Source organism: Microbispora sp. H10836 (assembly GCF_012999525.1).
In the GTDB taxonomy this organism is placed as follows: domain Bacteria; phylum Actinomycetota; class Actinomycetes; order Streptosporangiales; family Streptosporangiaceae; genus Microbispora.
The window spans coordinates 910,549-934,508 of sequence record NZ_JABBWU010000001.1 but is presented as its reverse complement, the minus strand read 5'-3'; the positions used below and the strand labels follow the sequence as shown (position 1 = coordinate 934,508).

The following is a 23,960-nucleotide window of genomic DNA, read 5'->3' as shown; positions in this document are numbered from 1 at the left end:
TCCTTCTCGGTCGTCCGGGGCTCACCCGTGGTCCGCGACGCCGAACCGGGCCCGGGCCAGGTCGCGCTTGGCGATGGTGGCGAGGAAGGTCGAGACGCCGGCGTGCGTGACGAACATCGACATGTCCCGCCACACGCGCTCGATCCGCTCGCCCCGCCGTACGGCGCTCGACCCGGCCGTGGGGAACAGGTAGCGCTCGACCGCGCGCCAGCACAGCGACACCACCTCGGCGCAGATCGCGGCCAGGCGCAGCTCGTGCTCGTGGGTGACCGCCGCCGGGCCCTGGGCGCAGGCCTCGCGCCACTGCCGGATCGCGTCCATGGTCGCGGCCTCGGCCGTGGCGATCAGGCCGGCGGCCTTGCCGTACCTGAGCTGGAAGTCCGGGTCCTCCGAGCGCACCACGATGGGCGGGAACGGGGTGGTGCGGGTGCGCATCAGGTCCTCGTACGCGTCGAGCGCGCCCTTGGCCATGCCGACGGCGAGCACCGCGTCCTCCATGACCATGAAGCTGAGCTGGCCGCCGCCGTACTCGGGGTTGCCGTGCAGGGCGCGCCCCGGCGAGCCCTCCCTGACGTCGATCTGGCTCATGTGGGTCTTGATCGTGTAGCGGTCGGGGACGCGGCCGCCGGTGATGCGGATGCTGTGGGAGCCGCTCCCCTTGAGGCCCAGCGCGTGACCCCAGTCGTCCAGGCGGGTCCACTGGTCGCGCGGCGCGATGAACATCATGGGCTCCGGCTCGCCGCCGTCCTCCGGGGTGACCATCGCGTGGCCCATGAAGTGCGTGGCGTACGGCGAGCCGGAGCAGTAGCCCCAGGTGCCGTCGACCACCCAGTCCCCGTCCGCGGTGCGCTCCGCCGTGCCGCCGGGCACGACCGTGGCCGGGCAGATGAACTCGCCGGAGGCGAAGATCTCGTCCTGCACCTCCCGGGGGAACACGGTGGCGGCAGGGAGCGCGTGCGCGGCGCCCAGACAGAACATCCAGCCGGTCGAGGGACAGCCCCGGGTCAGCGCGATGGCGACCCGCATGAACGTGTCGATGCCGAACTCGTAGCCGCCGTACCGGCGGGGCACCAGGATCCGGTAGAACCCGGCCTTCCGGAACTCCTCGTGGACGTCCTCGCCGTAGTACGTGCGCTGCTCGGTCTCCGCCTGGCGTTCGACCAGGCGGGGCACCATGGCCTCGGCCCTCGCGACCACCTGCTCGGGCGTGAGGCCGGGCTCGGGAGGGGACGGGAGGCGGTGCTCGGGAAGATCGGTGATGACTCCCATGCTGCGCGGTTCCTCACGGTCTCGTGGGCGTACGGATACGCGGTCAGCGTCACACCCCCCACCGGACCGGTGCATCTCCCGAAATGCCCTGCCATATCGCGGGACGTGCGGGCATGGCATTCCGGGATAAGACAGCGCGCCGGAGCCCCGGAGAGAATCCGAGTGCGGTTCCCCGTCCCGGAGACGGTCAAGTAGCGGACGAGGCGCCCCCGCGACGCCGGACGCGCCCGGCGTCCGCGTGGCGGGCGCCCTGGCGGTTGGGAGTTGCGGTGACCACAGTCGACAGCCGAACGCGGGACGACAACGTCTACGGAGAGGACGTCAGCGAGATCTACGACCTCCTCTACCAGCGGCGCGGCAAGGACTACGCGCAGGAGGCCGCCGTGGTGGCCGGTCTGATCCGCGACCACGCCCCGCACGCGGCGACGCTCCTCGACGTGGCCTGCGGCACCGGGGAGCACCTCAGGTCGCTGCGGACGATGTTCGAGCACGTCGAGGGCGTCGAGCTGTCCGACGCCATGCGGGAGCGGGCCCGGCGCAAGCTGCCCGGCGTCGCCGTCCACCCGGGGGACATCCGCGACTTCGACCTCGGCCGGTCCTTCGACGCCGTCTGCAGCCTGTACGGCACGGTCGGCTACATGGCGGGCACGGAAGAGCTCGACGCCGCGATCGGCAGCATGGCAAGGCACGTCGCCACGGGCGGTGTGCTCATCGTCGAGCCGTGGTACTTCAGGGACGGCTTCGCCGACGGCCACATCGGGCACGACGTCGTCCGCGACGAGCACCGGGTGGTGGCGCGGGTCGCGCGGTCCGTGCGCGCCGGCGACACCGTCGAGGTGCGGGCCCACTACCTCGTCGGCGACGGCGACGGGGTGCGCCACTTCGAGCACGTCCAGGTCATGAGCCTGTTCTCCCGGGAGGAGTACGCCGACGCGTTCCGGCGGGCCGGCCTCGACGTGACCTGCCTGGAGGAGACGGGCGACATGCTCGCCGGGCGCTCGCTGTTCCTCGGCGTGCGCCGGTGAGGGGGAGGGGCGGGCGGTGATCCCCCTGTTCCGGTCCGCGGTCGCGCCCGGCGCCGCCGAACTGGTCGCCGATGTGGTGCACAGCGGCCGGTTCGGCCATGGGCCGCGGGTGGAGGAGTTCGAGCGTGCCCTCGCGGAGCGCGTCGGCCACCCTCGCCTGGTCGCGCTGAACAACGGCACGTCCGCGCTCCACCTCGCGCTCCATCTGGCGCTGCGACCGGCGGGCGGGCCGGAGTGGGACGGGCCGCCGGGCGAGGTGCTGACCACGCCGTTCACCTTCGAGGCCACCAACTGGAGCATCCTCGCCAACGGGCTGCGGATCACCTGGGTGGACGTGGACCCGGCCACGCTCAACATGGACCTCGACGACCTGGCCAATAAGATCTCGCCGGCCACCCGGGCCGTCATGGTGGTGCACTGGGGCGGCTGCCCGGTGGACCTCGACCGGCTGCGGCGCATCCTGGACGACGCCGAGGCGGCGTACGGCGTCCGCCCCGCGGTGATCGAGGACTGTGCCCAGGCGTGGGGGGCCGTCTGCCACGGACGGCCGCTGGGCAACCACGGCAACCACTGCGCCTACAGCTTCCACGCGACCAAGCACCTGAGCTGCGGCACCGGGGGCATGCTCGTCCTGCCCGACGAGCCGTCGCTGGAGCGCGCCCGGCGCCTGCGCTTCTTCGGCATCGACCGCGACGCCGACCGGGTGAACGCCGACTACGACGTGCCCGAGTGGGGCTACAACTTCTACCTGAACGAGATCGGCGCGGCGATCGGCCTGGCGAACCTCGCGGACGTGGACGCCCGGGTCGAGCGGCACCGGCGCAACGCGGCCTTCTACGACCGCGAGCTCGCGGGCGTGCCCGGCCTGGAGCCGACGGCGCGCACGCCGGGGCTGGAGTCGTCTTTCTGGCTGTACCCGGTCAAGGTCGAGGACCGGGCCGCCTTCATGCGGAAGATGACCGCCGCCGGGATCACCGTGAGCGTGGTGTGCCGGCGCAACGACGCGCACGGCTGCGTGACCGCGGCGCGTACGGCCCTGCCCGGCCTCGACGCGGTGCACGAGCGGGTGGTCAACATCCCCGTCGGCTGGTGGCTGTCGGACGAGGAGCGCGAGCACATCGTGGCGACGGTGAGGTCCGGCTGGTGATCGCCACGCCATTGGCGGAACGCACCGCAACCGCCGATAAGAAATGCCGCGGACAGCGGTGTTAACGTCCAGTCATGGATATTTCCTGCCGGATTTGCGGCGGCCCGGTCAAGGCCTCGGTCGACCTGGGGTCGCACCCCCGTGGAAACGCGTTCCCCAAGCCCGGGGATATCGCGGACGAGTTCTTCTTCCCGCTCATCGTCGGAATGTGTGACTCGTGCACGATGGTCCAGCTCATGGCGGACATCCCGCAGGAGGTCAGATATCACGACGAATATCCGTACCACGCCTCGAATTCCGTGGTGCACAGCCGGCACTTCGAGGGAATCGCCGAGCGGTTCCTGGAGACGGAGCTGACCGGCCCCGACCCGTTCATCGTGGAGATCGGCAGCAACGACGGCGTCATGCTCGCCCGGATCGCCAGGGCCGGGGTGCGGCACCTCGGCATCGAGCCCTCGCGGCAGGTGGCCGAGATGTCCCGGGCCCGCGGGGTCCGGGTCCTGTCCCGGTTCTTCGACGAGTCGGCGGCGGGGCCGATCCGCGCCGAGCACGGCCCGGCCGACGTCATCTTCGGCGCCAACGTGATCGCGCACATCGCGCACCTCGCCTCGGTGCTCAAGGGCGTCAAGCTGCTGCTCGGCCCGCGTGGCGTGTTCGTCTTCGAGGAGCCCTACCTGGGCAGCGTCGTCGAGCAGACGGCGTTCGACATCCTCTACGACGAGCACTCCTTCGTGTTCTCGGTGCGCGCGATCAAGGCCGCGGCCGAGCGCTACGGGCTCGAGCTCGTGGACGCCGAGCACGTCGAGCTGCACGGCGGCTCGATGCGCTACACGCTGAGCCAGCCGGGCGCGCGCGAGGTCCGCCCCGCGGTCGGCGAGTGGCTCGCCCGGGAGGCCGCCCAGCGGCTCGGCGAGCACGCCACGCTGGAGGAGTTCGCCCGGCGGGCCGCGCGCGTCCGCGACGACCTCACCGCGCTGCTGCGGAGCCTGCGCGCGGAGGGGAAGACGATCGCCGGGTACGGCGCCCCTGCCAAGATCACCACGGTGACCAACTACTGCGGGATCGGAACCGATACGGTGCCGTTCGTCTGCGACTCCACGCCGTCGAAGCAGGGCCGCGTGGTGGCCGGCTCGCACATTCCCGTCGTGTCGCCCGAGGTTTTCGCGGCGAACCCGCCGGACTACGCGATCCTGTTCGCCTGGAACCACGCCGGGGAAATCATGCGCAAGGAGCGGGAATTCGCCGAGCGCGGCGGACGGTGGATTCTCTACGTGCCCGACGTCCACGTCGTCTGAGTGCTATTCGGAATAAGCACGGGCGGAGATGCGGCGGCGCGCCGCGGATGCGAATGATGGAGTCGCCGGAAAGCGTCATCCCGAGATTGCCCAGCGTTTTCCAGTTCGCCGGCAGGGGCAGTCCGAGTGGAAAGGAAGACCCACCGTGTCCGTGGCGACGTCGTCCGTTCACCGCGGCGCCCTCCAGGAGGAGCGCCGCCCCGATCTGCCAGCACTGACCGGCATGCGGATCATCGCCGCGCTGCTGGTCTTCATGAGCCACGTCATCTACCCGATGACCGCGGGCGACCTCGATCCGGCGACGCCGTACCAGGACGACGCCATCACCCAGAACCTGATGTGGTTCTTCTCCCCGGGTGGCTCCATCGGGGTGTCGTTCTTCTTCATCCTGAGCGGCTTCGTGATCACCTGGTCCTACCGGCCCGGCGACTCGGTCCGCGCCTACCTGCGGCGCCGCTCGGTGAAGATCCTGCCCAACCACGTGGTGACCTGGGCGCTCGCGATGCTCCTGTTCGCCGCCGCCTACACGCCGATGTGGGGGCTGCCGAACCTCCTGCTCGTCAACTCCTTCTCGCCCGACTCCAACTACTGGGGCGGGGCCAACATGCCGGCGTGGTCGCTCAGCTCGGAGATGCTGTTCTACCTGCTGTTCCCGCTGCTGATGATCCCGATCGGGAAGATCAGGGAGAGCCGCCTGTGGGCGTGGGCCGGCGTCACCGTCATCGGCATGGCCGCGGTCTGCCTCGTCACGTTCACGCTGCTCCCCGACGAGCCGCGCTACCCGGGTGACCCGCTGTCGCTGCCGCAGTTCTGGTTCGTCTACATGTTCCCCCCGGCCCGCCTGTTCGAGTTCGTGCTCGGCATGGTCCTCGCCCGGATCGTGATCAGCGGCCGGTGGCCCCGGATCGGCATCACCCCTGTGGCCGTCCTGCTCGCGGTCGCGTACGCCGCCACGCTGTGGGTGCCCTCGCCGTACAGCCTCGTCCTGGTGACGGCGGTCCCGTTCGGCCTGGCGATCGGCACGTTCGCCGCGGCCAACCTGAACGGCCGGCGCACCGTGATGGGCAGCAGGCCGATGGTGTGGCTGGGCAACGTGTCGTTCGGCTTCTACATGACCCAGGCCGTGGTGCTCTTCTGGCTGCGTCCCGCCGTGCTGGGCCGCGCCGAGTACGGCGTCGTGGGCGGCACCCTGCTCGTCCTCGCGCTGATCGGCGTGAACGTGCTCGCGGGATGGCTGCTCTACCGGTTCGTCGAGCAGCCCGCCATGCGGCGGTGGAGCCGGTCCCGCAGGACCGGGACCGAGGGGCCGCGCCTGTCGGCGGCCTCCGCCGGCTCGTCCGACTGAGCGATTCCTCGTCCAACGCACCGAAGCAAACCCTGGAGACATCCGTGGAAAGACGCTGCCCAGTCCTCGACACCACCGGCCGGGACATCCACGCGGAGACCGACCGCCTGCGCGCACAGGGTCACGCGACCCGGGTTGAGCTTCCCGGCGGGGTGGTCGCGTGGTCGGTCAACACCCATGCCGCGATCCGTCAGTTGCTGACCGACCCGAACGTCACCAAGAGCGCCAGGAACCACTGGCCCGCGTTCATCAACGGCGAGATCCCCCCGGACTGGGAGATGATCAGCTGGATCGCCATGGACAACATGGTCACGGCGTACGGCAAGGACCACGTCCGGCTGCGCCGGCTGGTCGGCAAGGCCTTCACGCCGCGCCGGACCGAGGCGATCAAGCCGCGGATCGTCGAGCTGACCACCATGCTCCTCGACGGGCTGGCGGCCACCCCGCCGGGCGAGGTGGTCGACCTCCGGCAGCGTTTCGCCTACCCGCTGCCGGCGATGCTGGTCGCCGACCTGATCGGGATGTCCGAGGCCGCCCGGGTCGAGACCGCCAAGGTCATCGACATGATGGTGGACACCACCGTCACCCCCGAGCAGGCCCAGGCCATCCTGCGCGGCTGGCGGGGCGCGATGGAGGAGCTCATCGCGGAGAAGCGCCGCAACCCCGGCGAGGACATCACCAGCGACCTGGTGGCCGCGCGCGACGAGGACGGCTCGCGCCTTTCCGAGCAGGAGCTGGCCGACACCATCTTCGCGATCCTCGGCGCGGGCTCGGAGACCACGATCAACTTCTTCGACAACGCCATCACGGCCCTGCTGTCCCACCCCGAGCAGCTCGAACTGGTCACCTCGGGCCGCGCGAGCTGGGACGACGTGATCGACGAGACGCTGCGGGTGGAGTCGCCGCTGGTGCACCTGCCGCTGCGGTACGCCGTCACCGACATCCACCTCGACGGGGTCACCATCCCGAAGGGCGACCCGATCCTCGTCAACTACAGCGCGGTGGGGCGCGACCCGGCCCTGCACGGCGACGACGCCGGCCGCTTCGACATCACCCGGCCGGACAAGGAGCACCTGTCGTTCGGCCACGGGCCGCACTACTGCCTGGGTGCGAGCATCGCCCGGGCGGTCGCGACCATCGGCCTGTCCAGCCTCTTCGAGCGCTTTCCCGAGCTGACCCTCGCCGTCTCGAAGGACGACCTGCAGCCGCTGCCGACGTTCATCATGAACGGCCACCGGGCCCTGCCGGTGCGGCTGACCGCCCCGGTGCCCGCCGGCGTCCGCTGAGCGCGGCGGCCTTCGCGGCCCGGCCACAGAGCCCCCCGCACCGGATGAACCATCCGGTGCGGGGGGCTCTGCCGTCGCCCGGGCATCCGGTCACACGGCATCCGGTCACACGCGGGCATCCGGGTCACACACGGCAGGAGGGCCGGGCGGCGCCCGGCCCTCCTGTTCGTCGGCCGACGTGGCCTCCTGTCACGCGGCGCTGTCCAGCACGGCGGGCTCGCGCACGCCGACCGCGCCGGTGTCGGGCAGGGCCAGCCACCAGGGGTTGGCGCGGGCCCAGGCGATGGTCCGGGCGACGCCCTCCTCCAGCGAGGTGGCGCACCGCCAGCCGAGCACGCGGCGCGCCTTCGTGCTGTCGGGGATGCGCCGGGGGACGTCCTCGTAGGCCGAGCCGAGGGCGCGGCGGGTGTCCACGGTGTCGACCGGTTCCTGCGCCGCGTCGGCCCCGGTCAGCCTGGCGACCAGCGCGCCGGCCTCGCGGACCGTCGTCTCGACCATGCTGCCCAGGTTGAACGACTCGCCGACGGCGGCCGGGTGACCCGCGGCCAGCAGCGTGCCGTCGACGGCGTCGTCCACGTAGGTGAAGCATCTGGTCTGCCCGCCCCGGTCGTACATCACGATGGGCCGGCCGTTCAGCGCGCGGTGGATGCCGCGGCTCAGCACGAACGCGGGGCGCTGGCGCGGGCCGTAGGCGTTGAAGTAGCGGACGACCGTCGCCGGCAGGCCGTGCTGGCGGGCGAAGGCGAAGGTCAGGTGCTCGGTCAGCGCCTTCGCCGTGGAGTAGGTCCAGCGGTCGGCGGAGGTGGAGCCGAGCACGCGGTCGGCCTCCTCCGTCCACGGCACCGCGGGGTTCTTGCCGAACACCTCGCTCGTGCTGGCCACGACGACCCGGGCGCCGGCGCGGACGGCCTGCTCCAGCACGTTGCGGGTGCCCTGGAAGTTGATGTCGATGACGTCGAGGGGCCGGGCCAGGTACTGGTCCACGCCGACCACCGCGGCCAGGTGGTAGACCACGTCCACCCCGGCGGTGATCGCCCTCGCGAGCCGGTCCGGATCCCGTACGTCGCCCTGCACGAGCCGGGCGTGCTCACGGGCGAGCCGCTGGTGCTCCGGCAGCGGGCCGCTGTCGAAGACGGTCACCTCGTCCCCCCGGGCGATGAGGCGGTCCACCAGGTGGCTGCCGATGAAGCCGGAGCCGCCTGTCACCACCACACGGGAGGGACGGTGGCCCGTCCCGTGCGGCGGTGACAGCGGATTCACCCTTCTTGCGTCTCTTTCCACGGCCGCTGATCCCTTCCGTAGACGACGACGCGCCTGGTCAGGCGCGCATCCGAAATGGCGCGACGGTCGCCCGCGACCGGCGCGGGGGCCGTCGCGGGGCGACCGTGTTCTCCTAGTCCTCCGGCGCCTTCGGGGCGGTGGGCCGGTAGTTGAGGATGACGATGCCCGAGGCGAGCGTCCTGCTGTCCACGAGCTCCAGTGGTGAGGCGACGCCCTTGCGGTGGAGCTGCCCCTCCTCGCTGCCCACCAGAACGGGGTGGAGCCAGACGTTGATCTCGTCGAGCAGGCCGTGGCTCAGCAGCGAGTCGGTGAGCCGGCCCCAGCCGAAGGTCAGGATGTTCTGCCCCGGCTGCTGCTTGAGCTTGGCCACCTCGCCGGCGACGTCGGACCCGATGACGGTGGAGTTGTTCCAGTCGGCCTTCTCCAGCGTCGAGGAGACGACGTACTTGGGCAGGCTGTTCATCCGCTCGGCGTACCCGCTCTCGTCCGTCATCTCGGGCCACGCCTCGGCGAAGCCCTCGTACGTGACCCGCCCGAGCAGCAGGGCGTCGCTCGCGAACAGCAGCTCGCAGGCCTGGGCCTCCGCCTCGTCGCTCCAGTAGTCCATCGACCAGACCTCGGGGTGTTCGATGGCCCCGTCGAGCGACGTCATGACCGATGCGATGAGTTTCCTCATCCGCTGACCTCCTTCTTCGTGTTCGCGGCCGTGCCCCCGCACCCTCCCACGCGGAGGGGGTCGAGCGGTGGCGCCGGCCGGATGTGGCGCGTGGCCGGATCCGGCCGCGCGGGGGAGTGGAGATGTGTTTCGACCGCAATGCCGGAGAGGCCGGTGACGGTCGCGGCTGGCGATCCATCGGGGTCCGGCGCTCTCCGGCGTTGCGGTCGTGGTTGCGCGTCCCGTGACGCGGCGGTCAGGCGCGGTCGGAGCCGGTGGACGCGGCGCCCACCGGCACGCCCGGCTGGGCCGGGTCCGCGGCCGTCACGCGTGCCCTGGTGTCCTTCCTGAACCAGACGTTCCACAGCTTCATCACCGGGCGCTCCAGGGCGTAGTAGCTCACGGTGGACAGGACCACGCTCACCGCGAGCACGAAGGCCGTCGTCTCCCAGAAGCCGACGGTGCCCCGGAACTGGGTGGCGTCGAGCGGGTCCACCCCGAAGATGTTGCCGTTCTTCAGGTAGAACTCCTGGACCAGCACGTGCCAGAGGTAGATGCCGTACGAGATGCGCCCGAGGTAGCGCATCACCGGGTTGGCCAGCACCGCGTCGATGAACCGCGACTTCGCCTCCGGCAGCGTCAGCGGCACGATGAACAGCACGCCGAAGACGAGCACGAGGGTGTGGCCGACCAGCTCCTGGATCAGGGCGGGCCAGTCGCCCATGCCCGGGGTGCCGAAGGGCTGCGGGGCGTACGCCAGGTAGACGACCAGCGCGGCGAGCCAGAACAGGTTCGGCCGCCTGGCCGCCAGCCGGTAGAGCCCGGGCACCCGGCCGGTCACCTCGGAGTAGGCGTGCAGGATGCCCAGCGCCATGCCGCAGGCGAAGGCCGTCATGTAGTAGAAGGGCCAGAACCAGAACTCGTACGGGCCCTTGAACGAGGGCAGGTTCGTGTAGACGATCCACGCGAACCCGCCGGCCAGCACGAGGGCGGGCGTGATCATCATGAGCCGCATCCGCCGGGCCGGGTCGGCGCTGCGGCGCGCGAGCCGGTTGGAGGCCAGCGCGAGCAGCGGGATGGCCAGGTAGAACGTGAGCTCGGTCGGGACGGTCCAGGTGTGCAGCAGGCCGGTCAGCGGCTGGCCTTCCTGCCAGAAGAAGTGGATCGCCAGGAACGGCCGGATCACGTCGCGGATGCCGTGGATCCCGTTGAGGTTGATGAACAGCAGCGCGACGGCCAGCATCAGCCAGTAGGCGGGCAGGATGCGGAACGCGCGCCGGGTGAGGAACGCCGGCACGTTCGGCCTGCGGGTGCCGGCCAGGACCGCGCGGGCGAAGGGCCGGTAGAGGAACAGGCCCGACAGCACGAAGAAGGGCGGCAGGCAGACCGCGAGGCCGTCCGCCAGGTATCCCCAGATGCCGTTGCCGGGCTGGTCCATGAAGCTGGTGGCGCCCGCCAGCCACGCGGCGTGGAAGACGAGCACTCCCAATGCGAGGACGCCGCGCACGCCCTCTAGTCGCGGAATTCGTTCACCGCTGTCGGCTCTCGCGCCGTGCGCGCTGGATGTGGCCACCATTTTCCTGCTCCTATCAGGAGTGAATCCGTTCGCAATCGTTTGGCGACGCCAATCGACCCCCCTTGCGTCGTTATCATCAGGTTCAGCCGGAAATGCGCACATCTTTTGGAATGCTGGATTCGGTGCGGCTTTCCGCCCGCCACGGCGCGCTCGCCTGCGGACGGCCGCCCTTCAGCAGGACCCGCAGGATCATGCCGGGGCTCATCAGCGCCTGCGGGGGGTCGACGAGCCCCGCCACGCGCATGAACGTCCTGGTGACGACGCCGTCCCTGGACATGGCGTTCTGCAGCCTGGCCATGTAGGAGTTCATCACCCGGACCATGAGCGGGCGCTCGCCCTCGACCTGGGGGAAGCTCAGGTCACCGCCGGCCGAGATGTTCCAGGGCACGTCGATGACGGCGGCGATGTCGCGGAGGAAGTCGAGCGGCCTGGGCTCGGTCCCCTTGCGCAGGTGCGTGCGCAGGGTGAGCGCCTCCAGGGCGGCCACGGTCATGCCCTGGCCGTACACGGGGTTGAAGCTGCAGGCGGCGTCGCCCATGACGAGCAGGCCGTCGGGGAAGCGGGTGAGCCGCTCGTAGTGCCGGCGGACGCTGGCCGGGTAGCGGAAGGAGACCGGGTCGTCCAGCGGCTCGGCGTCCTTGATGACGTCGTAGATGTCCGGGACAGGCAGGGACCGGACGAAGTCCATGAAGCCCTCGGGGGTCGCGGGGGCGCTGTCGCCCAGCACGCCGGTGAGGGACACCACGCACCGGCCGCCCTCGATCCTGGAGAAGAAGGCGCCGCGCGGGTGCGAGGGCGAGGAGACGGGGTTGATGGACAGGTCGCCGTGGAGGATGCTCTCGTCGGGCAGCCGGAAGTGCCGGGTGGTGTAGGTCAGGTTGATCTTGACCTTCTCCTCGGCCGGCCGCTCGTAGCCGAACTCCTCCAGCCACACCGGGGTCCGCGACCCCCGGCCGGTCGTGTCCACCACGAGGTCGGCCTCGATGGTGACCTCGTCGCCGTCCCCGGCCTGGGGGCGCACGCGCGCCCCGGTCACCCGGCCGCCGTCGGGCGTGGCGACCAGCCCGGCGATGTCGTGCTCTTCCAGGAACGTGACGTTGGGGAGCGCGGCCACCCGGGCGCGTACGTGGCTCTCCAGCACGGGACGGGCGGCGGAGACGCAGATCAGCCCGGTGCGGGCCGGCTCCAGCCGGGCCCCGTTGAAGTACCAGCGCAGCTCGCCCAGGTCGCCGGTGGGCACGCCGGCGGCCACCGCCCCCTCGGTGAACCCGGGGAACAGCTCCTCCAGGATCTGCTGGCCGCGGGCGAGCAGCCCGTGCACGTGCCGGCCCTGGGGGACGCCGCGGCGCGCGGTCGTCACGCCGCTCAGCCGGTCCCGGTCGACCACCACCACCTCGGCGTAGCCGTCCGCGAGCACCCGCGCCGCGAGCAGGCCCGCCATGCTGCCGCCGAGCACCACCGCGCGGTTTCCCACGAGACTGCTCATCGGGTTACCTCCCTGTGTACCGGATCGCGCAGAAAGTGCGGCGATCCGCCGTTTCGCACCCCGTCATCGTCAGACGCCCTCGGGAAGCGGCGCATCTTCCGCAGTGCTCCGGTGCTCCGGCGGTCGACTGGCTGTTCACGGGCATGCCGAAGGGCCGGGCGGCCGGGACCGGCTCCGGTCCCGTCCGCCCGGCCGGGGCGTCCGGTTCGGTTACGGCGTCAGGCGTTCACCGGCGCCGGCCGCAGCGAGCGCGCGAAGGCCCGCACGTCGCCGACCAGCAGACCGGGCTGCTCCATCGCGGCGAAGTGCCCGCCGCGGTCGAACTCCGTCCAGCGCGTGATCGTCGGCAGCGCCTGCTCGGCGAAGCGGCGGATCGGCCGGGTCGCGTCCTTGGGGAAGACCGCGACCGCGACGGGCACGGTGAGCGGCCACGGCCCGCCCCACGTCCGTGCGAAGGCCGCGTCGCCGTAGCTGGACTCGTAGTAGAGCTGCGCGGACGAGCCCGCGGTGGCGGTGAACCAGTAGATGGACACGTTGGTCAGCAGGTCGTCGCGGTCCACCGCTTCCTCGGGGGCGTTCTCGGAGCCGGTCCACTCCTTGAACTTCTCGACGATCCAGGCGAGCTGGCCGACCGGGGAGTCGGTGAGCGCGTAGGCGAGGGTCTGCGGTCGCGTGGACTGGATCTTCTGCCAGCCGACCCCGTCCTGCTGGAAGTGGCCGCCGTGCTGCAGCCGGGCCAGCTCGTCCGCGTCCAGGTCCATCGTGGAGGGGTCGCCGGGCGGGAACGTCACCAGCATGTTGATGTGCACGCCGGCCACGTGCTCGGGGTCGACGAGGCCGAGCTGCAGCGAGATCACCTTGCCCCAGTCGCCGCCCTGCGCGATGTACCGGTCGTACCCGAGGCGGTTCATGAGCTCCGCCCACGCGCGCGCGACCCTGGTCACGTCCCAGCCGGTCTGGCCGGTGGGACCGGAGAAGCCGTAGCCGGGGATGGACGGGATCACCACGTGGAAGGCGTCGGCCGGGTCGCCCCCGTGGGCGGCCGGGTCGGTCAGCGGGCCGATGACGTCGAGGAACTCGGCGACCGAGCCGGGCCACCCGTGCGTGAGGATCAGGGGAGTGGCGCCGGGCTCCGGCGACCGCACGTGGATGAAGTGGACGTCGGTGCCGTCGATCTCGGTCACGAACTGGGGGTACTGGTTGAGCCGCCGCTCGGCGGCGCGCCAGTCGTAGCTCGTCCGCCAGTACTCGGCGAGTTCCTTGAGGTACGCCAGGGGGACGCCGCGGTCCCAGCCGACGCCCGGCAGCTCGTCCGGCCACCGGGTGGCGGCGAGCCGCCGCTGCAGATCGTCCAGGTCGGCTTGCGGGATTTCGACACGGAATGAACGCATGTGTGCACCTGATTCGGTAGAAGCTGTGCTGCCTGATGCGATGCGATCTCGGGCGCCGGCGGAGTCGTCGGGCCGCGTGAGGACCTGTCCTCACCCCGCCATCGTCGGCCGGGGGCCCGCCGTGCCGCATCTCCCGCAGTGCTCCGTGCGCTCTCCCGTAACGGCAAGAGCTCCCTCTCCGCCGCGCCTGGCGCGGTACGGCGGAAAGGGAGCCCTGACGGAAGGATCCCGGCGTCGGTCACACGGCGTCTGTCACACGCTGGCGCCGGCCTTGGTGATGACGTCGGAGACCGCGGCGACGGCGGAGTAGTCGCCGGGGCTGAACCGGGTCTTGGTCAGCGCGAGCGTGGTCCCGCTGGACAGGTCCATGTCGGCGTGGCTGCCGCCCGCGCCGGGCCAGCCGAGCACGCTCGACGCGTCCGGGCCGTTCTCCACCGGGCGGCCCAGGCCGAAGCCCAGCGCGTACTGGGTGGGGTGGCCGAAGATCTCGTCGACGCCGTCGACCGCGACGGCCGAGACCTCACGCAGCCGCTCGGGCGAGATCAGGCGGACGCCGTCCACCTCGCCGAGCAGCGCGGCGTACAGCTTCGCGATCGCCCGGGCGCTGAAGGTGCCGCCGGCCGGGATGTCGGCGGCGAGGTAGTCGCGCCGGTTGCACATCTCGACGCTGAGCTGCACCGCCTTGGGGACGGCCTTGAAGTAGGTGGGCATCCACTGCTCCAGCTGGTCGAGGTCGACCGGGTCGCCCACCTGGACGAGCGGGGCCACCTTGTCCAGGTGGGAGGCCGGCACGCCGAGGAACAGCTCGTCGGCCACGCCCAGCGGGGTGGCCACCTCCTCCTTGAGGACCTGGGAGATCGGCCTGCCGGTCGCGCGGCGCACGGTCTCGCCGAGCAGCCAGCCGAAGGTCTGGGCGTGGTAGCCGGTCTTGGTGCCCGGCTCCCACCACGGCTCGGCGTCGGCGAGGGCCGTGACCATCTTGTCCCAGTCGACCAGGTCGTCCGGGGTGGTGTCGGCGGGGACGCCGGGGGTGCCGAGGGTGTGGGTCAGGGCGTGCCGGATGGTCGCCTTGTCCTTGCCCTTGGCGGCGAACTCCGGCCACACCTCCGCGATGGGCGTGTCGTAGCCGAAGACGCCCCGCTCGACGAGCACGTGCACCACGGCCGAGGTCAGAGCCTTGCCGGCGGAGCTGCTGTAGATCAGGGTGTCCGACGTGATCGGGCTTCCGGTCGCGGCGTCGACGCCGGCCACGGCGTCCACCACCTGACGGCCGTCCTGGTAGACCGCGACCTGCAGACCGGTCTCGGCCCCTGACTCGACCAGCTGGTCAATGGTTTCCTGAACTTTCCGCTGGAGTTCGCTCATGTCCTTATCCCTTGTCGTCGGCCATTCCGTCGTATTTTCTCGCCCGCGGTGGCCGTCCGACAACGCGTTGTCAGGACAGCGCAATCTGAAAGAAGTTTTCCCCGCAATTTCAGAGATGCGTCGTGGAGTGCCGCCCGATCACGATGTCACGGTAATCAGGGATTTATCGACAAGTTTCGTGGTGCCGCGCCGGCGCCTGTCGCGCCGTCACCGCAGCCGGTTGTCGACGAGGTCGTAGGGGAGGCTTGATGGCATCGCTCGGACCGGCCCGCCCGGAGACCGCCGAGTACTGGAACCGCAAGACGGAGACCATGCCGCGCCGGGAACTGGAGCAGTGGCAGTGGCGCAAGCTGTCCAAGGCCCTGGACTACGCCAGGAGCAACTCGCCGTTCTGGCGGGAACGGCTGCCCGAGCGGATCGGCTCACTGGAGGAGTACTTCGCGACCGTCCCGTTGCTGCACAAGTCGGAGCTGATCGCCGCGGAGGAGGCGGCTCCGCCGTACGGCGCCTGGCCGTCGACCGATCCCACGCTCGGAATCCGGCACCACCAGACCAGCGGCACGAGCGGTAGCCCGCCGGTGCGCACGTTCGACACCCTGCGCGACTGGACCTGGGGCGTGGACCTGTGGTGCACCGTGCTGTACGGCATGGGAGTGCGCCCCGGGCACCGGGGGATGGTCGCCTTCGGCTACGGCCTGTTCATCGGCTTCTGGGGCATGCACTACGGGCTCGAAAGAATGGGCTGCCGGGTCGCCCCCTCGGGCGGGCTCGACTCGAAGGCACGCGTCCGGCTGCTGGTGGACCAGCAGATCGAGGTGCTCGGCTGCACGCCCAGCTACGCCATGCGGCTGATCGAGACGGCCCGCGAGATGGGTGTCGACCTCGCCAGGGACGCCAACGTGCGGATCATCATGGCGGGCGGCGAGCCGCGGCCCGAGTCGACCACGCGGACGATATCCGAGGCGTTCGGGGCCCGGGTGTTCAACGCCGCGGGCACCACCGAGTTCGGCACGGTGTCGATGTTCGAGTGCCCCTGGCAGAACGGCGGCTGCCACATCATCGAGTCCGGGCTCATCGAGGAGGTGCTGCACCCCGAGACCCTGCAGCCCGTGGGGTACGGCGAGGAGGGCGTCCGGGTGACGACCGGCCTCGGCCGTGAGGGCGTGCAGCTGTTCCGCCACTGGACCGACGACCTGGTGGTGAAGCGGCCCTGGCACGAGTGCGGCTGCGGGCGCACCTGGGACTGGTTCGACGGCGGCATCCTCGGGCGGCGCGACGACATGCGGAAGATCCGCGGCGTCTCCGTCACGCCGGTGATGATCGAGGACGTGCTGCGGGGCTTCCCCGAGGTGAGCGAGCACCAGGTGATCCTGCGTACCGTCCGCGGGCTCGACACGATCGTCGTGCGGGTGGAACCGCACGACCTCGCCGGCCTGGACGCGCCGGACCTGTGCGCGCGCATCAGCAGGGCGGTGAAAGAGGAGATCGGCATCCGCCCGGAGGTCGAGACGGCCGAGCCGGGCAGCCTGCCCCGATTCGAACTGAAAGCGGCGAGGTTCCATGATGAACGCTCCAGGTGAGCTGTCCCCCAAGCAGGAGCGGCAGCTCCGCGAGTGCTACGCGACCCTTCACGAGCTGGCCGATTCGTGCGACGTCCCGTCCGTCGCCGCCGCCGCGCGGGTGGCCGTGGCGGAGCTGCACGCGGCGCTCGACGGGCAGGCCCTCGACTTCGAGTTCTACTCGCACCGGTGGAGCGGCGAGCGGGAGATCCCGTTGCGGGAGGCGTCGTGACCGGGCGGCGGAAGCGGATCGTCGCCATCAACGGCTCCGAGCGCGACGGCAACACGGTGGACGTCCTGCTGCACGCGGCGGAGGTCGCCGCCAAGCGCGGCGTCGACCTCGAGGCCGTCGACCTGCGGAACATCCGGATGGTGGCCTGCGGGCCGTGCGGCGACTGCAACGACCGCGTGGTCCGCTGCGTGCAGACCGACGACGTCGCGGGCGTGGTGGACAAGATGAGCGCCGCGGACGGCATCATCTACGCCGCCCCCGTCCACGGCTTCGGCACCTGCAGCCTGATGCAGACGTTCCTGGAACGTGCCGGGGTCGGCTACCTGCGCTTCGACCGGCCCCTGCGCAACAAGGTGGCCGGCGTGATCGCGCTCGCGCGCCGCTACAGCGCGGGAGAGGTGTGGGCGCAGCTCACCGCCAACGCGCTGCTCAACCGGATGATCGTGGTCGGCAGCGGGTTCCCCGCCACCGTGCACGCCCTGCACAAGGGCGACGCCGCGTACGACGAGGAGGGCATGATCAACGTGACCCGGCTGGTGGACCGCATGATCGACATGATCGAGCTGCTGGACGAGTACCGCGAGCTGACCGGCAGGGAGGAGATCCTCCCGCTGCGGGAGCGCAGCGAGCGCGACGGCCTGACCTGGGACGCCGCGCGGGAGCGGATGTGAGTGCCGTCGCGGCCCGGCCGGTGGTGAACGCCGTCGCGGCCGAGCCGGCCGGCCCGCCCGCGCTGCGCGAGTTCTGGCAGGAGTACCGGCGCACGCTGCGCGCCTTCCACGACGGCCGCATGACGGAGGCGGACTGGGATCGCTGGTACGGCGAGCGGCTGACGGCGGTGCTGCGGCACGTGACGTCCCGCTCGCCGTTCTACCGCCGCCACCTGGCCGGAGTGGACGTCGAGCGGGTCACCCCGCGCACCCTGTCCACCCTGCCCTTCACCACCAAGGACGACCTGCGCCGCGAGATGTACGACGTGCTGTCGGGCAGCCCGGCGGAGGCGGCCATCTTCTACGAGACGACGGGCACGACCGGCGCGTCGACGCCGTGCCCCCGCGGGGCGAAGGACATCCTGACCAGCAACTCGGCGGTCGAGGAGTCCTGGCGGCGATTGTTCGAGGCCCGCTTCGGCGACCGGAGACCGGTGGTCGGGCTGATGGGCCCCTCCGAGCTGTACGCGTTCGGCGACGTGTTCACGGCGGTCACGGCCGCCCTCGGCGCGTGCCACGTGAAGATCTGGCCGGAGTCGCCGCGGGTCGGGTTCCGCAAGGCGCTGCGCCTGATCGAGGAGCTGGGGATCGAGGTCCTGGTCTGCGCGCCGGCGATGTGCCTCAGCCTGGCGAAGGCGGCCCTGCACTACGGCTACGACCCGGCCCGGCTGCCCGTCTCCCTGTTCCTGGTGCTGGGCGAGGTCTGCACCCCGGCCTTCGCCGCCAACGTCTCCTCGCTCTGGCCGGAGGCGATCGTCCGCCCCGCGTTGTACGGCTCGCAGGAGGCGCTGTGCATCGCGACCGGCGCGATCAGCGGCGATCTGCACCTGTCCAAGCTGAACTACCTGGTGGAGCTCGTCGACCCCGACACCGGCGACGTCCTCGGCGACGAGGGTGTGGGGGAGCTGGTGCTGACGATGCTGGTCGACGGCATCAAGCCGCTGATCCGCTACCGCACCGGCGACCTCGTGCGGATCACCCCGGCGCCGGACGGCGCGCCGCTGCCGGGGCCGGTCGTCGAGGTCATCGGCCGCGCCGCCGACCGGATCCACCTGGGCGCCGCGGTGCTCCAGCCGGCCGAGCTGGAGACCGCCGTGCTCACCGGCGTGCGCGGCTGCCTCGGCTACCAGATCGTCATCGACGACGACGGCGGGGGCGGCGACAGGGTGACCGTGCGCATGGACCTCCTGCCCGAGATCGGCGGTGACCCGCGCGACATCGGCGCGGGCGTGGCCGCCCGGCTGCGCCGGCTCGCCGGGGTGGACGCGGACATCACCGTCGAGGCCGAGCTCGACCCGGTGACCAACACCGGGGCGTTCGTGAGCTGGAAGGCCGCCAGGATCCTGGACAACAGGTCGGCGCCGGACCCCGCGGCGCTGGTCGCCCGCGAGGTCGCGCACCGCTACGCGATCACGACCTGAGAAGGGGCCGCCCGGCCGGCGTGCCGCCCGCACGCCGGCCGGGCTCCTGCCCGTCCACCGCCCGTCCACTGCCTGTCCTCGCGGACATCGCGCGTGGACATTTCGCGTGGACATCGCGCACGACGTCTCTCCCGGACGTTTCTCACGAACACGGAACGCCGCCCGGCCGCGCGGGAGGCGTGACCGGGCGGCGCGTGCGGACGTCGCCGGGGAAGGGCTAGGGAGTGTCTGACAAATGCTGCCCGTCGCGAGCGTGGATCCAGGTGGATGCATCGCAAGGCCGAGGAGGAGCCCATAGCGGAGCTATGGGCGACGACGAGAACGCAGCGAGGCGCCGCCTGGGCCACGCGCAGCAGGGCCATGATTTGTCAGACACGACCTAGTTCGCCGAGTCGATCCTGATCGCCTGGGCGACGTAGTCGCGCAGCGCCTCGTGGTTGATCTGGTCGGGCTTCTTGATCTTGACGTGCCGCGTCTGCTTTCCCACGCCCGCCAGCAGGCCGTGCGCGTCCTCGAACTCCGCGCCCCGCTCGAAGGCGAAGGTGATGTGGGTCTTGCTGCTGCTGATGATCGCCAGGATCTTCTTCTGCTGCCAGGCCGGGGAGCCGAACTTGATGACCTCCGCCGCGTCCGGCGCGCACTCGGCCATCAGCTCGCGCAGAGCTGTGACGATCTCCTGCTGCTCGGGCGTGAGCCTGGTCTTCATGTACTCGTCCACGTCCGGGTTGCCCATCCGGGGGACCTCCTTCGGAATCGTCCGCGCCGGGCGTCGGACCTCGGCGCCATGGTCATCTTCGCAATCCCGTCCCGCGCGCGGTGCGCGTTTTACAGACGGGAGGCATTCGGGGTGATGTCGCCGCGGAACAGCCCGTCCGGGTCGACGCGCTCGCGCACCCGGTCGGCCGCGGCGATCCGCTCGGGGCCGAGGTGGCCCTGCGGCTGCTCGACGTTCTCCACGAACGAGGGCGCGGTCCGTCCGGTGTCCCACGGGCTCAGCGCGGCGCGCACGGCCGCGCAGTGCTCCTCTATGGCCGCCAGGCTCGCGGCGTCCTCGACGACGCCCGCGCCGGAGTACGCGTACGCCGCGTCGAGGTGGTTGAGCGCGCCGCCCGTCGGGTCCGGCACCGCGTACGCGCCGCCGAGCTGCCGCAGCCCGGCCGTCACCAGCGGCGAGCCGGACCCCTCCCCGAGCAGCCGGAGGAACTCGGCGGCGCCCTCGTCGCCGATCTCACGCAGCAGCATGTGGTCGCCGGCGATGGCGATGGGGTCGTCGGGCTCCATGTGCGCCTCCAGCACGGCGGCCGGGACGGTCTCCCCCCAGGTGTCCATGACCGGCTCGGCGATGGCGCGCAGCGGGGCGAGCAGGTTCTCCGCCTGCCGCCGCGCGACGGTCAGGTCGTCGCCCGCGGTGCCGAGCACGGCGCCGTCCACGCTCACCACGGGGCCGGCGCTCAGCGCGGGCGGGATCTCCGGCAGCGCCGGCAGGTTCATCACCCGCAGCGACGTCGTCACCTCCCAGGGGGCGTCAAGCGTCCACCGCCGCCACTCGGCCAGCAGCCGGGGCGCGTGCGCGGCGGGCCAGAAGGACGCCCCGGTGATCACCCGGGTCGCCGGGAACAGGTCGATCTCGATCGCGGTGACGACGCCGAAACCGCCCCCGCCGCCGCGCAGCGCCCACAGCAGCTCGGGGTCGGACGCCGCGTCAGCGCGGCGCAGTTCGCCGTCGGCCGTGACCAGTTCGACCGCGCGCACGCTGTTGGCGGCGAGCCCGTGCAGCCGGCCGTAGAAGCTCAGCCCGCCGCGCAGCAGATAGCCGACCACGCCGACGGTCGGGGCCGAGCCGTGCGGCGCGGCCAGCCCGTGGGCGGCGGCGGCCTCGACCACCGCGGCCCAGCGCGTGCCAGCGGGGACGCGCGCCACCCGGCGGTGGGAGTCGACCTCGACGCCGCCCCCCAGCTCGGTGCGGATCAGCAGCGCGTCCTGCACGGGACGGCCCGCGGGGGCGCCGTGTCCCGTCGTGTGGACGCGCACCGGCAGCCGCCGCGCTCTGGCGTACCGGATGGCGGTCCGGACCTCGTCGACCGTGCGGGCGGTCGTCGCGGCCACCGGCCGCACCCGCCCGGCGAGGTTGAAGATCTGCGTGGCGGCGTCGAAGGCCGCCTCTCCCGGCAGCGCGATGCTCACGCCCTGCTCGCCGACCATCGTCATGACTGGCGTGCCCTCCAGCTCAGCGGTGCCAGGCCGGTGTCCTGGCGTTCGGCCGTTTCCCAGGCTCGCACGCCGGTCGCGCGCGCCGCGTCTCCCAGCGTGCGCAATGCGCGGCCCCGCCGCCGGGCCCGTGCGCCCCCGCACTCTGGGAGATGTGACCGCGCCGCCCGCCACGGACGATGGCGTCGACGCGTTGTGTCCCGGCAGTCGTCCGAACCCGTCCGCCCAGATGAGGGCGGCACGATGGGAGCGACATCTCCATGGCTTTCGAAGTGGGTTCCGAAGCCGTCGATACGGCAGAGATCGGCAGGCACTACGACGAGCGCTCGCCCATCGGCGACGTGCTGCGCGACGGCCAGATCCACATGTGGTACTGGTACGACGACGAGGACGACACCCCGCTGGCGGAGGCGATCCACCGTCTCGGCCGCAAGGTGACCGACACCCTGGGCCTGCGGCCGGGTGAGCACCTGCTGGACGCGGGATGCGGGCCGGGCGCGACGGCCGTCTTCCTCGCCCGGACCTACGGCGTCCGGGTCACCGGTGTCACGGTGAGCCGCTTCGAGATCGACACCGCCAGGGAGCGCGTGAGCGCCGCCGGCGTCGGCGACCTGGTGAGCGTCGAGTACGGCGACTACGCGGCCCTGCCCTACCCGGACGCCTCCTTCGACGCCGTGCTGGCCCTGGAGTCGCTGCAGAACGCGGCCGACCTCGACGTCGTGCTCGGGGAGCTGCACCGGGTGCTGCGGCCGGGCGGACGCCTCACGCTCTCTGACTTCAGCCTGGAGTCGCCGGCCGAGCCCGCACGGGTGGCGAAGTTCATGGACACCCTCAAGCTGCGCGAGCTGCCCACCACGCAGGGCTGGCTCGACCGCGTGCGCGCCGCCGGGTTCGCGGTGGAGGAGCACACCCAGTGCGGCCCGCGCGTGTTCGGCAGGAAGTCGAAGTACATCAAGGCCGCGATGGCCCGGCGGGACGAGGTGGCCGGGAGGTTCGGCGAGGAGGCCGTGACCCGGTTCTCGCAGCGCCATCTGGGCTTCTTCGCCCCCCGGCCGGACCAGATCGGCTACGTCATCGTCTCCGCGCGCAAGCCCCGGAACGACCAATCCCCCCGCGAGTTCCCCCGCGAAAGGACGCGCTAATGACCACATCCCTTGTGCAGCCGGCCGTCGCCGATCTCCTGCACGCGTTCGCCGACGCGCCGCCGGAGCGCCGGGACGAGGAGTTCCGGCGCCTGGTGGACGCGCTGTGGCACGACGGCGCCCTGACGGACCTCGCCCTGCCCGCGGTGCCCCTGCTGGTGGAGACGCTGGAGCGGATCGGCGACGACGGCGGGGCCCACCTCGCCGTCCTGCTCGGCATGCTGGCGGAGGCCGGCGACCCCACGGGCGGCGAGGTGGCCGCGGCCGTAAGGCAGGGCCTCGACCTCTACCTGGAGCTGTGGGCCGGCAGCGCGAACGGGCAGCCGCTGTCGCTGGCGCTGGCCTACCTGCTCGGGCACTTCCCCGAGGACCGGGACCGCGTCCTGGCCGCGGCCGAGGGCCGGGGGCTGGACGTGTACGACCTGTCCAAGCTCGACCGCGCCCTGCAGCGGCTGGACCCGGACAACCCGGTGCTGGGGCGGGTCTTCCCCTCGCCCGCCGTGTGGGCGCTGATGGACGAGGCCGAGCGGGACTTCGACAACTCCTGGATCAAGCGGATGCCGCCCGAGCAGATCCGGCTGAACTGGGACAAGGACACGCAGAGCGTGCTGGGCAACCTCGGCGCCATGGCGTACTGGGCGGCCGGGAACGGCGCGCCCACGCCCGTGGAGGTCGGGACCGTGCCGCCCCGCGACACCCTCCCGCCCCCGCCGGAGGCCGGTGCGGAGCTGTTCGCACGGCACGCCGCCGCGTTCCGCTGCCCGCACTGCCGGGGCGCGCTGAACTTCGAGGGCGACGAGGTGCGGTGCGCCGACTGCTCGGCGGCGTACCCGATCGCGAGCGGCATCCTCAACCTCACCGAGGACGCCGAGCGCAACGCCGGCGACTTCCTCTACAAGCTGGCCGAGGTGCCGAGCATGGGCCACTTCTACGAGGCCTACGCGCGGCCGAACTTCCTGCGGCTGGCCGGCTCCAACTGGGGCGCCGCGGTGACGCCCGCCGACGAGGACGCCTACATCGCCGAGCACGTGCGCCCGGTGGACGGGCCGGTGCTCGACCTGGCCGCCGGCGCGGGCCGGTGGACGGAGACCCTGATGAACGCGGTGGGCGCCGACCGGCTCATCGCGCTGGACATGTACCCGCCGATGCTGACCGCGCTGCGCAGGAGGCTGCCGCAGGTGCCGGCCGTGATGGCGAACGCCCGCAGCCTGCCGTTCGGCGACGCGACGCTCGGCGCGGTGATGTGCTGGAACGCCCTGCAGGCGTTCCCCGAGGACGCGGCCGAGGCGATCGCGGACGTGGGCCGCTGCCTGCGTCCCGGCGGCACGTTCACGTTCCTGACGTTCCGCACGCCCTCCGACCCGATCGCCCGCTACTTCCAGTCCCGCCACTTCTTCCCGGGGCACCAGGGCGGGCTGGAGCTGTTCGACCTCGACGACATCAAGGCGTGGCTGGCCGCGGCGGGGCTGACGATCCGGGACGAGCGGGGCCCCGGCACCTTCGTCATCATCACGGCCGAGCGTCCCAGCTGAGAGCACAGCTGAGAGCACAGCTGAGAACACACGGC

General features: G+C 71.7%; 20 protein-coding genes. 11 read left to right on the top strand and 9 right to left on the bottom strand.

Annotated features, from left to right (window positions below):
- Window positions 1-21 precede the first annotated feature (21 nt).
- Entirely contained in the window at window positions 22-1,269 is a 1,248-nt protein-coding gene (locus tag HHX30_RS04210; protein WP_169979462.1) for an acyl-CoA dehydrogenase family protein, read from the bottom strand.
- 269 nt (window positions 1,270-1,538) lie between these two features.
- Here HHX30_RS04210 and HHX30_RS04205 point away from each other — a divergent pair, with 269 nt between their 5' ends.
- From HHX30_RS04205 to HHX30_RS04185, 5 genes are all read left to right on the top strand, one after another.
- Window positions 1,539-2,294, top strand: a complete 756-nt coding sequence (locus HHX30_RS04205) for a trans-aconitate 2-methyltransferase (RefSeq protein WP_211591467.1) — start codon at window positions 1,539-1,541, stop codon at window positions 2,292-2,294.
- 16 nt (window positions 2,295-2,310) lie between these two features.
- Window positions 2,311-3,441, top strand: a complete 1,131-nt coding sequence (locus tag HHX30_RS04200) for a DegT/DnrJ/EryC1/StrS aminotransferase family protein (protein WP_169979458.1) — start codon at window positions 2,311-2,313, stop codon at window positions 3,439-3,441.
- A gap of 74 nt (window positions 3,442-3,515) precedes the next feature.
- A complete protein-coding gene (locus HHX30_RS04195; RefSeq protein WP_169979456.1) occupies window positions 3,516-4,736 on the top strand; it encodes a class I SAM-dependent methyltransferase in 1,221 nt (406 codons plus the stop codon).
- Between the two features lie 145 nt (window positions 4,737-4,881).
- Window positions 4,882-6,081, top strand: a complete 1,200-nt coding sequence (locus tag HHX30_RS04190) for an acyltransferase (RefSeq protein WP_169979454.1) — start codon at window positions 4,882-4,884, stop codon at window positions 6,079-6,081.
- A 44-nt stretch (window positions 6,082-6,125) separates the two neighbouring features.
- The gene (locus HHX30_RS04185) at window positions 6,126-7,367 is read left to right on the top strand and encodes a cytochrome P450 (protein ID WP_169979452.1); all 1,242 of its coding nucleotides are present in this window, start codon (window positions 6,126-6,128) and stop codon (window positions 7,365-7,367) included.
- 189 nt (window positions 7,368-7,556) lie between these two features.
- Here the strand turns inward: HHX30_RS04185 and HHX30_RS04180 are convergent, their stop codons facing one another.
- The 6 genes from HHX30_RS04180 to HHX30_RS04155 form a co-directional block, all read right to left on the bottom strand.
- Window positions 7,557-8,573: an NAD-dependent epimerase/dehydratase family protein gene (locus tag HHX30_RS04180; protein WP_311922069.1), complete on the bottom strand. Its 1,017-nt coding sequence runs from the start codon at window positions 8,571-8,573 to the stop codon at window positions 7,557-7,559.
- Between the two features lie 187 nt (window positions 8,574-8,760).
- Entirely contained in the window at window positions 8,761-9,324 is a 564-nt protein-coding gene (locus tag HHX30_RS04175) for a dihydrofolate reductase family protein (RefSeq protein WP_169979450.1), read from the bottom strand.
- A 235-nt stretch (window positions 9,325-9,559) separates the two neighbouring features.
- Window positions 9,560-10,879 (bottom strand): acyltransferase, encoded by a 1,320-nt coding sequence (locus tag HHX30_RS04170; RefSeq protein WP_169979449.1) that lies wholly within the window; start codon window positions 10,877-10,879, stop codon window positions 9,560-9,562.
- Window positions 10,880-10,961: 82 nt separating this feature from the next.
- Window positions 10,962-12,365: an NAD(P)/FAD-dependent oxidoreductase gene (locus HHX30_RS04165; RefSeq protein ID WP_169979447.1), complete on the bottom strand. Its 1,404-nt coding sequence runs from the start codon at window positions 12,363-12,365 to the stop codon at window positions 10,962-10,964.
- Window positions 12,366-12,583: 218 nt separating this feature from the next.
- Window positions 12,584-13,756, bottom strand: a complete 1,173-nt coding sequence (locus tag HHX30_RS04160) for an epoxide hydrolase family protein (RefSeq protein ID WP_169979445.1) — start codon at window positions 13,754-13,756, stop codon at window positions 12,584-12,586.
- Window positions 13,757-14,008: 252 nt separating this feature from the next.
- Window positions 14,009-15,121 (bottom strand): serine hydrolase, encoded by a 1,113-nt coding sequence (locus tag HHX30_RS04155; RefSeq protein ID WP_169979443.1) that lies wholly within the window; start codon window positions 15,119-15,121, stop codon window positions 14,009-14,011.
- A 248-nt stretch (window positions 15,122-15,369) separates the two neighbouring features.
- Between HHX30_RS04155 and HHX30_RS04150 the strand changes: the two genes are divergently transcribed.
- Genes HHX30_RS04150 through HHX30_RS04135 form a run of 4 tightly spaced genes read left to right on the top strand, consistent with a single transcriptional unit; the run spans window position 15,370 to window position 19,043 of the window.
- Entirely contained in the window at window positions 15,370-16,701 is a 1,332-nt protein-coding gene (locus HHX30_RS04150; protein ID WP_169979441.1) for a phenylacetate--CoA ligase family protein, read from the top strand.
- The gene (locus HHX30_RS04145) at window positions 16,682-16,912 is read left to right on the top strand and encodes a DUF6052 family protein (protein WP_169979439.1); all 231 of its coding nucleotides are present in this window, start codon (window positions 16,682-16,684) and stop codon (window positions 16,910-16,912) included. Before HHX30_RS04150 ends, HHX30_RS04145 begins: the two co-directional genes overlap by 20 nt.
- Window positions 16,909-17,583: a flavodoxin family protein gene (locus HHX30_RS04140; protein ID WP_169979437.1), complete on the top strand. Its 675-nt coding sequence runs from the start codon at window positions 16,909-16,911 to the stop codon at window positions 17,581-17,583. Before HHX30_RS04145 ends, HHX30_RS04140 begins: the two co-directional genes overlap by 4 nt.
- Complete coding sequence (locus HHX30_RS04135) at window positions 17,580-19,043, top strand: AMP-binding protein (RefSeq protein ID WP_211591465.1); 1,464 nt, start codon at window positions 17,580-17,582, stop codon at window positions 19,041-19,043. The genes HHX30_RS04140 and HHX30_RS04135 overlap by 4 nt, the downstream gene beginning before the upstream one ends.
- Window positions 19,044-19,422: 379 nt before the next feature.
- Here HHX30_RS04135 and HHX30_RS04130 read toward each other — a convergent pair whose 3' ends face one another.
- Both HHX30_RS04130 and HHX30_RS04125 read right to left on the bottom strand, forming a co-directional pair.
- Entirely contained in the window at window positions 19,423-19,776 is a 354-nt protein-coding gene (locus tag HHX30_RS04130; RefSeq protein WP_169979435.1) for a DUF1801 domain-containing protein, read from the bottom strand.
- A 92-nt stretch (window positions 19,777-19,868) separates the two neighbouring features.
- On the bottom strand, window positions 19,869-21,251 hold the full coding sequence (locus HHX30_RS04125; RefSeq protein WP_169979433.1) for an FAD-binding oxidoreductase: 1,383 nt from the start codon (window positions 21,249-21,251) through the stop codon (window positions 19,869-19,871).
- A 260-nt stretch (window positions 21,252-21,511) separates the two neighbouring features.
- Here HHX30_RS04125 and HHX30_RS04120 point away from each other — a divergent pair, with 260 nt between their 5' ends.
- Both HHX30_RS04120 and HHX30_RS04115 read left to right on the top strand, forming a co-directional pair.
- On the top strand, window positions 21,512-22,393 hold the full coding sequence (locus HHX30_RS04120) for a class I SAM-dependent methyltransferase (RefSeq protein WP_169979431.1): 882 nt from the start codon (window positions 21,512-21,514) through the stop codon (window positions 22,391-22,393).
- Window positions 22,393-23,925: a class I SAM-dependent methyltransferase gene (locus tag HHX30_RS04115; protein ID WP_169979430.1), complete on the top strand. Its 1,533-nt coding sequence runs from the start codon at window positions 22,393-22,395 to the stop codon at window positions 23,923-23,925. The genes HHX30_RS04120 and HHX30_RS04115 overlap by 1 nt, the downstream gene beginning before the upstream one ends.
- The last annotated feature ends 35 nt before the right edge of the window (window positions 23,926-23,960 follow it).

Excerpts from the sequence above, each read along its gene's own strand:
- HHX30_RS04160 (WP_169979445.1), bottom strand. The coding sequence starts at position 13,756 with ATGCGTTCATTCCGTGTCGAAATCCCGCAAGCCGACCTGGACGATCTG.
- HHX30_RS04165 (WP_169979447.1), bottom strand. The coding sequence starts at position 12,365 with ATGAGCAGTCTCGTGGGAAACCGCGCGGTGGTGCTCGGCGGCAGCATG.
- HHX30_RS04175 (WP_169979450.1), bottom strand. The coding sequence starts at position 9,324 with ATGAGGAAACTCATCGCATCGGTCATGACGTCGCTCGACGGGGCCATC.
- HHX30_RS04125 (WP_169979433.1), bottom strand. The coding sequence starts at position 21,251 with ATGACGATGGTCGGCGAGCAGGGCGTGAGCATCGCGCTGCCGGGAGAG.
- HHX30_RS04130 (WP_169979435.1), bottom strand. The coding sequence starts at position 19,776 with ATGGGCAACCCGGACGTGGACGAGTACATGAAGACCAGGCTCACGCCC.
- HHX30_RS04170 (WP_169979449.1), bottom strand. The coding sequence starts at position 10,879 with ATGGTGGCCACATCCAGCGCGCACGGCGCGAGAGCCGACAGCGGTGAA.
- HHX30_RS04155 (WP_169979443.1), bottom strand. The coding sequence starts at position 15,121 with ATGAGCGAACTCCAGCGGAAAGTTCAGGAAACCATTGACCAGCTGGTC.
- HHX30_RS04150 (WP_169979441.1), top strand. The coding sequence starts at position 15,370 with ATGGCATCGCTCGGACCGGCCCGCCCGGAGACCGCCGAGTACTGGAAC.
- HHX30_RS04120 (WP_169979431.1), top strand. The coding sequence starts at position 21,512 with ATGGCTTTCGAAGTGGGTTCCGAAGCCGTCGATACGGCAGAGATCGGC.
- HHX30_RS04195 (WP_169979456.1), top strand. The coding sequence starts at position 3,516 with ATGGATATTTCCTGCCGGATTTGCGGCGGCCCGGTCAAGGCCTCGGTC.
- HHX30_RS04210 (WP_169979462.1), bottom strand. The coding sequence starts at position 1,269 with ATGGGAGTCATCACCGATCTTCCCGAGCACCGCCTCCCGTCCCCTCCC.
- HHX30_RS04115 (WP_169979430.1), top strand. The coding sequence starts at position 22,393 with ATGACCACATCCCTTGTGCAGCCGGCCGTCGCCGATCTCCTGCACGCG.
- HHX30_RS04145 (WP_169979439.1), top strand. The coding sequence starts at position 16,682 with ATGATGAACGCTCCAGGTGAGCTGTCCCCCAAGCAGGAGCGGCAGCTC.